Raw genomic sequence first — 12,618 nt, 5'->3', positions numbered from 1 at the left:
AGCCCCGGCGGCCGCCGCCCCTTCGGCCCCCGCCCCGGACCCGGACCCGGTGGCGTCGTCGTCGGAGCCGTCCACCGCCCCGGCCCTCAACCCGCCCGGCGCCCCCGCGCCCCCCGTCCGGCGCCCCGCCAGTGCCCGGGCCAGTTGCTCCTCCGCCTCCTGGCAGACCTCCGCCCACACCTTTCGCAGCGCGGGGCCGGTGTGGGCCATGCGGATGAGGGTGCGGGCCCACTCCCAGGTCGAGGCGGAGACGCCGCTGCCGGGGGCGAGGGTGTGCTCGACCGCGTGGCGCAGCGCCTCGGGGACGGTGAGGTGGGCCGGGGCGGAGCGGACGGCCTGGGTCCAGCACTCGGCGCCGGCGGCGTAGAGCGGGGCGACCGCCTCCTCCTTGGAGGCGAAGTAGCGGTAGAAGGTGCGCGGGGCGATGCCCGCCGCCGCCGCGATGTCCTCGGCGCGGGTGGCCTTCAGGCCCTGTCGTACGAAGAGGGTGGCCGCCGCGCGGGCGATCTCCATGCGGGTCTCGGCCTTGCGGCGCTCGGTCAGGGACGCCGAGGGCGAGGCCGGAAAACGCTGCCGGTGTGCTGTGGTGCCGGTGGTGCCGGTGGTACGGGTGGTGCTCACGTCGGCAGGCTATGCCCATGTGGCAGAATCTGCCATTCGGTGGGCCACCCCGCGGTTCAGGTGCGGGGTGGCCCGCCTCTCCACGGGATTCCCGGCCCTCCACAAGAGTTTCGCCCCGTCCCGCCCCACGCAAAAGCCGGGCCCGGCGCCTGGGGGGGGTAGGCGCCGGGCCCGGCTGGGAAGTCCCGGCGCCGGGGGGGGATGGCGCCGGAACTGGCTCATATCTGGTGCGCGGGGGGAGTGCGGCCAGGTTCAGGTGGGGAGTGCGGCCCCGGGAGCACTCGAACTCCCGGGCCCGGAAGGGTTGTTCCCCCGGTGCCGGGCGTTGAAGCGGCGGTACCGCGCCATGTTGGCGCGGCCCTCCGCCACCCCGCACACTCCTTCAACGATCAGGCGGCCGCGTCGAAACCGGTGTCGCGGGCCAGCTTCTTCAGTTCGAGCAGAGCGTGCTTCTCGATCTGCCGGATGCGCTCGCGGGTCAGACCGTGCTCCTTGCCGACCTCGGTGAGGGTGCGCTCACGGCCGTCCTCGATGCCGTACCGCATCTTGATGATCGAGGCGGTGCGCTCGTCGAGGCGGCCGATCAGGTCGTCCAGTTCCTCGCGGCGCAGCAGGCTCAGCACCGACTGCTCCGGGGAGACCGCCGAGGTGTCCTCCAGCAGGTCGCCGAACTGGGTCTCGCCCTCGTCGTCCACCGACATGTTCAGCGAGACCGGGTCGCGGGACCAGTCGAGCACGTCCGTCACGCGCTCCGGCGTCGAGCCCAGCTCGGCGGCGATCTCCGCGGGCTCCGGCTCACGGCCGTTCTCCCGGTTGAACTCGCGCTGCACCCGGCGGATGCGGCCCAGCTCCTCCACCAGGTGGACGGGGAGCCGGATGGTGCGGGACTGGTCGGCGATGGAACGGGTGATGGCCTGACGGATCCACCAGGTGGCGTACGTCGAGAACTTGAAGCCCTTGCGGTAGTCGAACTTCTCGACCGCGCGCACCAGTCCTGCGTTGCCCTCCTGGATGAGGTCGAGCAGGGGCAGGCCGCTGCGCGGGTAGCGCCGGGCCACGGCCACGACCAGGCGGAGGTTGGAGCGGATGAAGACGTCCTTGGCCCGCTCGCTCTCCTCGAACAGCGTCTCCAGCTCTTCGCGGGTCGCCCCGGCGGCGGTCTCCTCCACCCCGTCGAGCACCTGCCGCGCGAACACACCCGCTTCGATGGCCTGGGACAGCTCGACCTCCTTGGCGGCATCGAGGAGCGGCGTGCGCGCGATCTCGTCGAGGTACATGCCGACCAGGTCCCGGTCGGCTATCTCGCCGCTGTGGACGCGGACGCTGCGGGCCGAGTCGGCCGTCTCGCCGGTGACCGACCTACGACGGGCGACGGCACGGGTTGCCATGCGTGCTCCCTTGCGATTGGGCGGGTGTGGGTCCTGAAATGAACGCTGAAGCACTCCCGGGACTCTCTCTCGGGACTCTCCTCGAGTGCCCTGCATCCGTGGGAAACAACGACTGGAATCCGGACAGAATTCCCAACCCGCCCCCCCGAATTTCCTGATCATGCAGTACCCTGCGGGGCCACACAGGGAGGAGCGGCGGTGTCCGAACGTACGGAGGTGCAGGTCAGACCCGGCACGGAGGCCGATCTCGACGCCCTCACGGACCTCTACAACCACTACGTACGTGAGACGGCCGTCACATTCGACACGGCGGAATTCACCCGTGCGGACCGCCGGCCCTGGCTGCTCTCCCACCCGGAAGACGGCCCGTACCGCCTGAAGGTTGCCGCCGAAGCGCACTCACAGCGGATTCTGGGGTACGCCACGTCCAGCCCGCACCGCCCGAAGGCGGCGTACGCGACCTCGGTGGAGACCTCGGTGTACCTCGCCCCGGACGCGACGGGGCGCGGCGTCGGCACCCTGCTCTACAGCGCCCTCTTCGCCGCGCTGGCGAAGGAGGACGTGCACCGCGCCTACGCCGGGATCGCGCTGCCCAACGCGGCGTCCACGCGACTGCACACCCGGTTCGGCTTCCGGCACCTGGGCACGTTCGGCGAGGTGGGCCGCAAGTTCGGCCGCTACTGGGACGTGGCCTGGTACGAGAAGGAACTCAAGGGCCGCTGAGGCCGCCCGGCACGCCGAGCAGCACTCACCCGAACTGCAGCGAGCGCTTCGCCAGCCCCATCCAGAAGCCGTCGATCACCGACTGCGGCCCGTCCAGGTCACCCTCGGCCGCGCCCATGGTGACGAAGAGCGGGGCGAAGTGCTCGGTGCGGGGGTGGGCGTACTGCCCGGCCGGGGCTGCGGCCTGGAAGTCCAGCAGCGCGTCCCAGTCCCGGGCCTCCAGCGCCCGCCTGCCCCAGTCGTCGAACTCGGTGGACCAGCTCGGCACGCCCGCGTGGCGCAGGGCGGCCAGGTTGTGGGTGAAGAAGCCGGAGCCGACGATCAGCACGCCCTCGTCGCGCAGCGGGGCGAGCTTGCGCCCGAGGTCCATCAGGCGGGCCGGGTCGAGGGTGGGCAGCGAGACCTGGAGGACGGGGATGTCGGCGTCCGGGAACATCTCGACCAGCGGGACGTAGGCGCCGTGGTCCAGGCCCCGGTCGGGGATGTCCTGGACGGGCATACCGGGGGCGCGGAGCAGCTTGCGGACGGATGCGGCCAGCTCGGGGGCGCCGGGGGCGTCGTAGCGGACGCGGTAGTAGTGCTCGGGGAAGCCCCAGAAGTCGTAGACCAGCGGGACGGCGGTCGTGGCGCCGAGCGCGAGCGGGGCCTCCTCCCAGTGGGCGGAGACGACGAGGATCGCGCGCGGCCGGGGCAGCCCTGCGGACCAGGCGGCGAGCTGGCCGGGCCATACGGGGTCGTCGGCGAGCGGCGGGGCGCCGTGACTGAGATAGAGCGCGGGCATGCGCTCGGAAACCTGCGGCTCGGCGAACATGGCGGCTCCTCCCGGCGGTCTGCTCCGGTTCAGCACCCCGGCGAACGGCGATGCTTGAACTCTCAAGCTTTACGGAAACAGCGTACGCCTCAGTTGTTCAATTTTCAAGAACAAGCCTCGTACAGTGGGACGCATGAACACGGCATCGGACTCCGCCGACGGACACCGCTGGCTCACCGACGAGGAACAGCGCGTCTGGCGCTCGTACCTGCACGCCTCGACCCTCCTGGACGACCATCTCGACCGGCAGCTCCAGCGCGACGCCGGAATGCCCCACATGTACTACGGCCTGCTCGTCGGCCTCGGCGAGGCACCGCGCCGCAGGCTGCGGATGACCGAGCTGGCCCGGAAGTCGAAGATCACCCGCTCCCGGCTCTCGCACGCCATCGCCCGTCTGGAGAAGAACGGCTGGGTGCGCCGCGAGGACTGCCCCTCCGACAAGCGCGGCCAGTTCGCGGTGCTCACCGACGAGGGCGCCGAGGTGCTGCGCCGGACCGCCCCCGGCCATGTGACCGCCGTACGCCAGGCGTTGTTCGACCGGCTGACCCCGGAACAGCAGAAGACCCTCGGCGAGATCATGCAGATCGTCGCCGAGGGTCTTCAGCCGAGCGAAGCGGGTGCCGACCTGCCCTGGCTGCGCTGAGCCGGGCAGGCCCTCCTCACATCCGTGCTGTCAGTGCTGTCAGTGCGTCAGCCGCTCAGTGCGCGACCACCGGGACCGGGATCTCGTCCTCCGCGCCCTCACCGTCACCGGAGGCGACCTTGGTGGAGCCCGGACGGCCGGCGTTGACGAAGGTGAACGCGATCAGCGAGGCCACCGCCAGGATGCCGACGGCGAACCAGATCGCCGTGCTGTAGCCGTGCACCATGCCCTGGAGCTGGACCAGCTGGGCCTGCGGCTTGGAGGCGGCACCGGCGATGTGGTCCTTGATGTACGACGTGGTCGCGGACGCGGCGATGGTGTTGAGCAGGGCGGTGCCGATCGCGCCGCCCACCTGCTGCGAGGTGTTGACCATCGCGGAGGCCACACCGGCGTCGCGGGGCTCGACACCCATGGTCGCCAGCGACATGGCGGGCATGAACGCCGTACCCATGCCGAGGCCGAGCAGCACCATGGCGGGCAGCAGGGTCGCGGCGTAGGAGGTGTCGACCTTCAGCTGGGTCAGCAGCAGCATGCCGACACCGGCGACGAAGAAGCCGGGGCCCATCAGCAGGCGCGCCGGGACGCGGGTCATCAGGCGGGCGCCGATCTGGGTCGAGCCGGTGATCATGCCCGCGACCATGGGCAGGAACGCGAAGCCGGTCTTGACCGGGGTGTAGCCCTTCACGATCTGGAGGTAGTAGGTCAGGAAGAGGAACAGGCCGAACATGCCGATGATGGCGAGGCCGAGCGAGAGGTAGATGCCGCCGCGGTTGCGGTCGGAGACGACGCGCAGCGGGAGCAGCGGGGCCTTGACACGGGCCTCGACGATCACGAACGCCAGCAGCAGCACGGCGGAGGCGACGAACATGCCGATCGTCAGGCCGTCGCCCCAGCCGTCGGACTCGGCGCGGGTGAAGCCGTAGACCAGGGCGACCAGGCCCAGGGTCGACAGGATGACGCCGGGGATGTCCAGCGGGGAGCGGTTGCGGCCGCCCTCGGGCTCACGGATGACGAACCAGGCGCCGAGCGCGGCGACGACGGCGAACGGCACGTTGACGAAGAAGGTCCAGCGCCAGTCCAGGTACTCGGTGAGGAAGCCGCCGAGGATCAGGCCGACGGCACCGCCGCCGCCCGCGATGGCGCCGTAGATGCCGAACGCCTTGGCGCGCTCCTTGGCGTCCGTGAACATCACGGCGAGCAGGGAGAGCGCGGCCGGGGCCAGCAGGGCGCCGAAGACACCCTGGAGGGCGCGGGCGCCGAACATCATGACGCCGCTGGTGGCGATGCCGCCCAGCGTGGAGGCGGCGGCGAAGCCGATGAGACCGATCAGGAAGGCGCGCTTGCGGCCCCACTTGTCGGCGATGCGGCCGCCGAAGAGCAGCAGGCCGCCGAAGGCGAGGGCGTAGGCGGTGACGACCCACTGCCGGTTGCCGTCGGAGATGCCGAGGTCGCGCTGGGCGGACGGCAGGGCGATGTTCACGATGGTGGCGTCGAGGACGACCATCAGCTGGGCGAGCGCGATGAAGACGAGCGCCTTCCAGCGGTTGCTGTCGCCGCCGGACGCGGCGACGGGAGCCTTGTCGGCTGTCTGAGACATGGGGGTACCCACTCCGGTACTTCGTGAGGAGGAATTCGCGAGGAATTCGTGAGGTGGAATGCGTCGCCTCGCGGACGGTCCGTACGGCGCTGTACGGACGAAAGGCGTGCGGTATCGGCGGCGCGCCCTCGGGGCGGCCGGAAGCGTGTGGGGTCGCGGAGCCGGGGCGCGGGCCCGGCCGGACCGGTCGGTCAGCTGGTCAGATCGGTTCGGTCAGGGCCGGCGCAGGTCCTCCATGGTCACGGCCGTACCCGGCAGGACGGAGCGGGCCGGGGCCCGCAGACCGTCCAGGAACAGCTGGAGATGACGGTGGACGAAGCGGTCGACGCTGAAGCAGGCCGTACCGGCCGGGGGCCGGCTGAGCTGCGCCGCGGCGACCAGCAGGTCACCGACGCCGACATCGGTCCGCAACTGCCCGGCGGCCTTGGCGCGGTCCATGATCTCCGCGACCAGCCCCTCGATCCGCCGGCGCGCGGCCTCCAGGTCGGGGTGGTCGTGGTCGAACGCGCTGGAGATCATCGGGCACAGTGCGCTGATCCGTTCCTCGGCGGCGGCGTGCACGAAGCGCTCCAGTGCGGCGAAGGCGTCGCCGGTCTCCGCGAGGGCCCGCTCGGCCGCGTGGGCCGTGCGGTCCATGACGGAGCAGACGACCTCGCGCGCCAGGGCGTCGCGGTCCGGGAAGTTGCGGTACAGCGTGGCGTTGCCGACGCCGGCCCGGCGGGCGATCTCGTCGAGCGGCACATGCAGGCCGTGTTCGACGAACATCTCGCGGGCGGCGGTGACGATCCGCTCCCGGTTGCGCAGCGCGTCGGCACGGGGCCGGGACGCCTTGCGGGCGGGGGCTGCGGTCTGCACGGCGAACTCCACTTCGAAAGGGTCGGGCGGTGGACACAGGGTTAAACGGGGAGAGGTTCCCCGGTTATTTCCCCTCGCGGGACTTTCCGGATGTGACCTGAGTCACGCGCCCTCCGACCCCTGTCCCACTTGCCGCGATTCACCCCCAGCCTATGTGATTCACACCTGCTCGTACGGAAATCCCACGATCGGTCTCTTCCAGCGCGCGACCCCCGCACCGCCGACACAGGGTGAGCGCAAGGGTGCAGTCGGAGACGGGTGGCTGCCGTGGAGCGAGAGGTCCCTGCATGCAGCCGCAGTCGCCCCGCCGCATACGCTCGCGCCGGTCCCCCCGCCGCATACGCTCGCGCCGCGCGGCCGCCCTGGCCTCCGTGACCGTCCTGACCTTCGCGGTCAGCACCTCGGCCGGGCCCGGGCTGCTCACGGCGCACAGCCCCACCGGCCCCACGGGCCTCACCCGTGCCGGCGCCGCCCTGGCGCCCTGCATGATCCACGGCGGCACCGACGTCCAGATGACGGAGGGCGTGCCCACCACCGGCGGCTACTCCCGCTCCACCGGCATCGTCCACGCGCTGACCCTGATGATCGACTTCCCCGACGCCCACGGCCGGGGCAGCGCGCTCGACCGCTTCCACGAGTTCTTCCCGCAGACCCAGGAGTGGTTCCGCAAGGCGTCGTACGGCCGCCTCGACTACCGGCCCGTGACCCCGGTCACCCACTGGCTGCGGATGCCGAAACCGTTCAAGGACTACGGCATAGAACGCGGCGCCCCGTTCGACCCCGGCTACCGGGACCTGGTCCACGACATCGTGGACGCCGCCGACCCCGGGGTGGACTTCCGCTCGTACGACCTGCTCAACGTCCTGGTCACCCCGAACGCCGGGCCCTCCGCCCTGGACACCGTGCTCTCCGTGACCTTCGCGGGCAACGGCGACGCACCGGTCGCCGACGGCGCGCCCCTGGCCAACGCGTCCTTCGTCTACTCCCGCCAGGACGACGGCTCCGGCACCTACGACAAGACCGGCTACCGGGTCCTCCCGCACGAGAACGGCCACACCTTCGGGCTGCCCGACCTCTACACCCAGGACGGCGGCAGCTCGGTCGGCCACTGGGACATCATGAGCGAGGACTGGGGCGCCAACAACGACCTGCTCGGCTGGCACAAGTGGAAGCTCGGCTGGCTCGACACCTCCCAGGTCGCCTGCGCGACGGCCAAGGGCAGCACGGAGTACACGCTGACCCCGCTGCACGAGAAGGGCGGCGGCAAGCTGATCCTGGTCCCGGTCGACGGGCGCACCGCGTACGCCCTTGAGCTGCGCACCGAGGGCGGCAACGACGAGGACGTGTGCCGCCCGGGCGTGCTCGTCTACAAGGTGGACGCCGACGTCGACACCGGCAGGGGACCGGTGACCGTCGCCGACGCCCACCCCGACAGCGGCGGCTGCACCCGCAGCCCCAACGTCCAGGCGGAACTCTCCGACGCCCCCTACACCCCCGGCCAGACCTTCAAGGACCCCGAGCACGGCATCACCGTGCGGGTCACGAGCGCGGACCCCTCCGGGAAGTACCGGGTGCGGGTGACGCGGACACGGGGGGTGCCGGAGGGGACGGGGGCGGCGGGGGCGGTGCCGGAGACGCTGGGGCGCAGGTGACTGCTGGGGGGCGGGTGACTTTCGTCAGGCGGTGCCGCCGGGAGTCGAGCGGCCTCAACCAACCCGCGACGAACCCGAGTTGAGTCATCCCTCCGATGCCGCCCGGTGTCCCCCACACCCTCCGCCTCCGATCCGCTACCCTGTCATGGGCAGCCACAACGTGGCCGCCCACACCCTTGCCGGAGCGACATCGCTCCCCAAGGCCCCGCCTTCGTAGCTCAGGGGATAGAGCACCGCTCTCCTAAAGCGGGTGTCGCAGGTTCGAATCCTGCCGGGGGCACCAGGTAAAGGCTCCGCATTGATCGTCGTGCGGGGCCTTTATTCCATGGTCAACGCGCTCTGCCGCCGGATAACCTGCCGCGTCGTCCGTCAGGAACAGAAAGCGTGCCGGTAAACAACGTGAACGTCCGTCTTGTCATGCAGTTCGTGGTCATGATGGCCATAGCCCTCGGCCTGTTCTTCGCCGGTCTGGCGGAGGGCGGGATGATGCTCGGGCTGCTGGGCCTGGTGTTCTTCTTCTTCGTGCTCGATCCGCTGGTCCGGGCGCTGCTTCCCCCGTCCTTCTTCCCGGCTCCGCGCGGGGCGCAGGCGACCTGTGCGCTGTACCGGGGGTGGGGGGCGAAGCTGGCCCTCCGGCTGGGGATGGGGCCCTCCCGCACGGTTCAGGCGGACGCCGTGCGGCTGCGGACGGGTGTGCGGCTCAGCATGTTCGCGTACGGGCTGCGCGACGGGAGCCAGACCCTGGGGAACCTGCTTCTCGACCAGGCCGCGGACGGCACGGTCCGGCTGGCCTGGCGCAGGCGCGGGAAGGGCGCTGTCGACGAGCCGATCAGCCTGCAGTGGCCGGTGGCCGTACATCCGGAGCGGCAGCAGCAGAACGCCGCGCAGGCCCGCATGAAGTTCACCGCGGCCGTGGACCTCGACAACGCGTCGTACTGGCTGCGCCCCCACGACGTCGCCCTGCTCCAGCTCGTCCTCGGAAACGGCGCGCCCGTCGCCCCGCACGTCTCCTTCTGACGCAGAACACAGGAACGGCCGGACGAGGCGTCGGCGCTCCAGGCTCTCGGACCAATCCGCCGTCCCCGCGGCCTCGGATTACGCGGAGATGTTCTGGTTCGTCGCTCCCGGGAGTTCCGCAGTGAAGGAAGCCGTCCACATCGGCCCAAGTCCGTCGTCCAAACCCGACCCGCAGCAACTGGTGCACGAGGTGGCCCTCGGGGACCAGGAGGCGTTCGCGGCGCTCTACGACGCGGTGGCCGGGTCCGTGCTGGGGGTCGTCCGGGCGGTGCTGCGGGACCAGGCGCAGTCGGAGGAGGTCGCGCAGGAGGTGCTGGTGGAGGTGTGGCGCACGGCGCCCCGCTACCGGCCCGAGCGCGGTACGGCCGTCAACTGGATCCTGACCCTGGCGCATCGGCGCGCGGTGGACCGGGTGCGGTCGGTGGAGGCCGCCGCCGCCCGCGACACCAAGGCCGCGCTGCTGGACCGGACACCCGCGTACGACCAGGTGACCGAACAGGTCGAGACCCGGCTGGAGCAGGAACAAGTACGGCGCTGTCTGCGCACGTTGACCGACCTGCAGCGGCAGGCGGTCACCCTGGCCTACTACCGGGGCCTGACCTACCGCCAGGTCGCCGAGTCGCTCGCGCTGCCGCTCGGCACGGTGAAGACCCGGCTGCGCGACGGGCTCGTCCGGCTGCGCGACTGCCTGGGGGTGACCGCGTGACCACCACCGATCCGCACCTGCTGACGGGTGCCTACGCCCTGCACGCGCTGCCCGACGAGGAGCGCGCCGCCTTCGAACGCCATGTGTCCGGCTGTGCCTCCTGCGCCCAGGAGGTGGCGGAGTTCACCGCCACGGCCGCCCGGCTCGCGTCGGCGTCCGCCGCGCCCGTCCGTGACGGGATGCGCCGGGAGGTGCTGCACCGGGTCACCACCGTGCGGCAGGTCCCTCCGGCCACCGCGCCCCTGGACGAGGTCCGGCGCCGTCTGCCGAGCGGGCGTGGACCGGCCCGGTGGGCGCTGGCCGCCTGTCTGGCGGCAGCGGTGGGCTTCGGCGGTACGGCGGTGTGGCAGTACGAGCGCGCCCAGGACGCCCGGCAGCGGGCGGTACTCGCCGAGCGGCAGGCCGACGAGGTGGCCGGGGTACTCGGCGCGCCGGACGCGAGGACGCGCTCGGCACGGGTCGCGGGCGGCACCGGCACCCTGGTGGTGTCCGCGGGCCGGGACCGGGCCGTGTTCATGGCCTCGGACATGCCCGCGCCGCCGAAGGGCAAGGTGTACCAGCTGTGGTTCGCCGACGGTGACCGGATGCGCCCGGCGGGCCTGCTGAACGCCGGCCGCGCCGCGCAGACCGTGCTGATGCGGGGGCGGGTGGACGGCGCCTCCGCCGTCGGCGTCACCGTCGAGCCCGCCGGTGGCTCGCCCCGGCCGACCAGTACTCCCGTCGGTCTGCTGACCATGCCGTCCTGAGCGCGACGAACGCGCCGTACGGTCCCCTCCACGAAGGAGACCGTACGGCGCGTTTCCGCGTCAGCTCTTCGGCATCAGGACCGAATCGACGATGTACACCCGGGCGTTGGCCGTGCTGACATTGCCGCAGGCGACCTTCGCGGAGTCGTTGACGGTGTACGACTCGCCCGAGCCGGAGGTCGTCAGCTTCGACTTCTCCAGGGTCTCGAAGGAGCCGTTCGCCAGGTCGGCGGGCATGAGCTTCTTGCCGACGACGTGGTAGGTGAGGATCTTCGTCAGCTCGGCCTTGTCGTTGAGGACCTTGTCCAGGGTCGCCTTCGGGATCTTGTTGAAGGCGTCGTTGGTCGGCGCGAACACCGTGATGTTCTGCGCGTTGTTGAGCGTGTCGACCAGACCGGCCTTCTTCACCGCCGACACGAGCGTGGACAGGGCGGGGTTGTGGGAGGCGGCGGTGGCCACCGGGTCCTTGGCCATGCCGTCGAAGGAACCGGCACCGTTCTTCGGCACGGCGGCGCACGCGGAGCCGAAGGGCTGCTCCATGGCGGAACCGCCCATGTCCCCGCCGTTCCGCGATGCGGACGCGGAGGCGGACGCCTTGCCCGACGCGCTCGGCTTGCCGGAGTCACCGTCCTTGTCGCCGGAGCCGGAGCAGGCGCTCAGCGCCAGCGGCAGCACCGCGGTCGCGGCGAGGGTGACGGCGATACGGCGGGCACGGGTGTTCATCAGAGATCTCCTCTTGAGAGTGCGGCGGACTGCCGCGTTCAGGCTGGAAAGGAAAGGGACTTGGTCCGGTGGGGGCGTGAGCGCCCCGGGTTTCACTCGACGGTGACCACCACCGAGTGCCGCCCGCTCGCGCCGTCGGGAACCGTGCGCGTACGGCGTGCGGTCTGCACGGCGCCGGTACGGTCGGTCGCGCGCACGGTGAGGGTGTGTCCGCCCTTGGTGGCCTGCCACGGGAAGGACCACTGCCGCCAGGTGTCCCGGCCGGCCTCCTCGGCCAGCCGGGCGTCCTGCCAGGGACCGTCGTCGATCCGCACCTCGACCCTGTCGATGCCCCGGTGCTGGGCCCAGGCCACACCCGCGACCATCACCGGACCGGCCTTCGGGCGGGCGAACGGCTTGGGGGTGTCGATCCGCGACTGGGTCTTGACGGAGGCCCGGCGCGCCCAGCCCCGCTTCACCCAGTAGGGGTCGTAGGCGTCGAAGGTGGTGAGTTCGAGATCTTCGATCCACTTGCAGGCGGAGACGTAGCCGTACAGCCCCGGCACCACCATGCGGACGGGGAAGCCGTGCGCGAAGGGCAGCGGTTCGCCGTTCATGCCGAGGGCGAGCATCGCGTCCCGGCCGTCCAGGACGTCCTCGACCGGCGTGCCGAGCGTCATGCCGTCGACCGAGCGGGCCACCAGTTGATCGGCCGGGCCGCCCTGGGACGGCGGGCGCACCCCGCACTCGGCGAGCAGGTCCACGAGCCGTACGCCGAGCCAGCGGGCGGTGCCCGTGTAGGGGCCGCCGACCTCGTTGGAGACGCAGGTGAGCGTGATGTCCCGCTCGATCAGCTCCCTGCGCAGCAGGCTGTCGTAGGTGAAGACGGCGGGCCGTCGTACGCCGAGGCCGTGCACGCGCAGCCGCCAGGTGCTCGCGTCGACCTTGGGCACGACCAGGGCGGTGTCGACACGGTAGAAGTCCGTGTTCTCGGTGACGAACGGGCTGATCCCGGCGATGCGGAGCCCGGCACGGGCGGGGACGGGCCGCGCGGGTGACCCGGGGCGGGGCAGGACGACGCCCGCGCGCGAGGCGGCCGCGCCCTTGCCGCTCGCTCCGTTCAGGTACCCGCCGGCCGTACCGGCGGCGGCCGACGC

General features: G+C 71.6%; 13 protein-coding genes and 1 tRNA gene. 7 read left to right on the top strand and 7 right to left on the bottom strand.

The window, feature by feature from the left end; all coding sequences use genetic code 11:
• Together GTW40_RS25950 and GTW40_RS25945 are read right to left on the bottom strand one after the other, a co-directional pair.
• Positions 1-513, bottom strand: a 513-nt coding sequence (locus GTW40_RS25950; protein WP_237525694.1) for a TetR family transcriptional regulator, incomplete at its 3' end; no start/stop codon positions are given.
• A 497-nt stretch (positions 514-1,010) separates the two neighbouring features.
• Positions 1,011-2,009 carry a sigma-70 family RNA polymerase sigma factor gene (locus GTW40_RS25945; protein WP_161182588.1) on the bottom strand — a complete coding sequence of 333 codons (999 nt, stop codon included), beginning with the start codon at positions 2,007-2,009 and terminating at the stop codon, positions 1,011-1,013.
• Between the two features lie 198 nt (positions 2,010-2,207).
• Between GTW40_RS25945 and GTW40_RS25940 the strand changes: the two genes are divergently transcribed.
• On the top strand, positions 2,208-2,732 hold the full coding sequence (locus tag GTW40_RS25940) for a GNAT family N-acetyltransferase (RefSeq protein ID WP_161182587.1): 525 nt from the start codon (positions 2,208-2,210) through the stop codon (positions 2,730-2,732).
• A gap of 25 nt (positions 2,733-2,757) precedes the next feature.
• Here the strand turns inward: GTW40_RS25940 and GTW40_RS25935 are convergent, their stop codons facing one another.
• Positions 2,758-3,543, bottom strand: a complete 786-nt coding sequence (locus GTW40_RS25935; protein ID WP_161182586.1) for a class III extradiol ring-cleavage dioxygenase — start codon at positions 3,541-3,543, stop codon at positions 2,758-2,760.
• 133 nt (positions 3,544-3,676) lie between these two features.
• On the opposite strand from GTW40_RS25935, the gene GTW40_RS25930 reads away from it, so the two are divergent.
• On the top strand, positions 3,677-4,186 hold the full coding sequence (locus GTW40_RS25930) for a MarR family transcriptional regulator (protein WP_161182585.1): 510 nt from the start codon (positions 3,677-3,679) through the stop codon (positions 4,184-4,186).
• 55 nt (positions 4,187-4,241) lie between these two features.
• On the opposite strand, the gene GTW40_RS25925 is transcribed toward GTW40_RS25930, so the two are convergent.
• Together GTW40_RS25925 and GTW40_RS25920 are read right to left on the bottom strand one after the other, a co-directional pair.
• Positions 4,242-5,783: an MFS transporter gene (locus tag GTW40_RS25925; RefSeq protein WP_161182584.1), complete on the bottom strand. Its 1,542-nt coding sequence runs from the start codon at positions 5,781-5,783 to the stop codon at positions 4,242-4,244.
• A gap of 213 nt (positions 5,784-5,996) precedes the next feature.
• Positions 5,997-6,638, bottom strand: a complete 642-nt coding sequence (locus tag GTW40_RS25920) for a helix-turn-helix domain-containing protein (protein WP_343245791.1) — start codon at positions 6,636-6,638, stop codon at positions 5,997-5,999.
• Between the two features lie 287 nt (positions 6,639-6,925).
• Between GTW40_RS25920 and GTW40_RS25915 the strand changes: the two genes are divergently transcribed.
• The 5 genes from GTW40_RS25915 to GTW40_RS25895 all read left to right on the top strand — a co-directional run bounded on the left by GTW40_RS25915 (position 6,926) and on the right by GTW40_RS25895 (position 10,759).
• On the top strand, positions 6,926-8,290 hold the full coding sequence (locus tag GTW40_RS25915) for a M6 family metalloprotease domain-containing protein (RefSeq protein ID WP_161182582.1): 1,365 nt from the start codon (positions 6,926-6,928) through the stop codon (positions 8,288-8,290).
• 207 nt (positions 8,291-8,497) lie between these two features.
• A tRNA-Arg gene (locus GTW40_RS25910) sits at positions 8,498-8,573 on the top strand.
• Between the two features lie 101 nt (positions 8,574-8,674).
• Positions 8,675-9,307: a hypothetical protein gene (locus tag GTW40_RS25905; RefSeq protein WP_161182581.1), complete on the top strand. Its 633-nt coding sequence runs from the start codon at positions 8,675-8,677 to the stop codon at positions 9,305-9,307.
• Between the two features lie 121 nt (positions 9,308-9,428).
• The gene (locus GTW40_RS25900) at positions 9,429-10,013 is read left to right on the top strand and encodes a sigma-70 family RNA polymerase sigma factor (RefSeq protein ID WP_161182580.1); all 585 of its coding nucleotides are present in this window, start codon (positions 9,429-9,431) and stop codon (positions 10,011-10,013) included.
• Entirely contained in the window at positions 10,010-10,759 is a 750-nt protein-coding gene (locus GTW40_RS25895) for an anti-sigma factor (RefSeq protein ID WP_161182579.1), read from the top strand. Before GTW40_RS25900 ends, GTW40_RS25895 begins: the two co-directional genes overlap by 4 nt.
• 60 nt (positions 10,760-10,819) lie before the next feature.
• Here the strand turns inward: GTW40_RS25895 and GTW40_RS25890 are convergent, their stop codons facing one another.
• Together GTW40_RS25890 and GTW40_RS25885 are read right to left on the bottom strand one after the other, a co-directional pair.
• Positions 10,820-11,482: a fasciclin domain-containing protein gene (locus GTW40_RS25890; protein ID WP_161182578.1), complete on the bottom strand. Its 663-nt coding sequence runs from the start codon at positions 11,480-11,482 to the stop codon at positions 10,820-10,822.
• Between the two features lie 92 nt (positions 11,483-11,574).
• Positions 11,575-12,618 (bottom strand): molybdopterin-dependent oxidoreductase (locus GTW40_RS25885; RefSeq protein WP_161182577.1); only part of this gene is annotated, 1,044 nt, incomplete at its 5' end.

Origin of the sequence: Streptomyces sp. SID4985 (assembly GCF_009863025.1) — a bacterium.
Taxonomy (GTDB): domain Bacteria; phylum Actinomycetota; class Actinomycetes; order Streptomycetales; family Streptomycetaceae; genus Streptomyces.
This window is presented reverse-complemented; position numbering and strand designations above follow the sequence as displayed.

Excerpts from the sequence above, each read along its gene's own strand:
- GTW40_RS25930 (WP_161182585.1), top strand. The coding sequence starts at position 3,677 with ATGAACACGGCATCGGACTCCGCCGACGGACACCGCTGGCTCACCGAC.
- GTW40_RS25890 (WP_161182578.1), bottom strand. The coding sequence starts at position 11,482 with ATGAACACCCGTGCCCGCCGTATCGCCGTCACCCTCGCCGCGACCGCG.
- GTW40_RS25945 (WP_161182588.1), bottom strand. The coding sequence starts at position 2,009 with ATGGCAACCCGTGCCGTCGCCCGTCGTAGGTCGGTCACCGGCGAGACG.
- GTW40_RS25915 (WP_161182582.1), top strand. The coding sequence starts at position 6,926 with ATGCAGCCGCAGTCGCCCCGCCGCATACGCTCGCGCCGGTCCCCCCGC.
- GTW40_RS25935 (WP_161182586.1), bottom strand. The coding sequence starts at position 3,543 with ATGTTCGCCGAGCCGCAGGTTTCCGAGCGCATGCCCGCGCTCTATCTC.
- GTW40_RS25925 (WP_161182584.1), bottom strand. The coding sequence starts at position 5,783 with ATGTCTCAGACAGCCGACAAGGCTCCCGTCGCCGCGTCCGGCGGCGAC.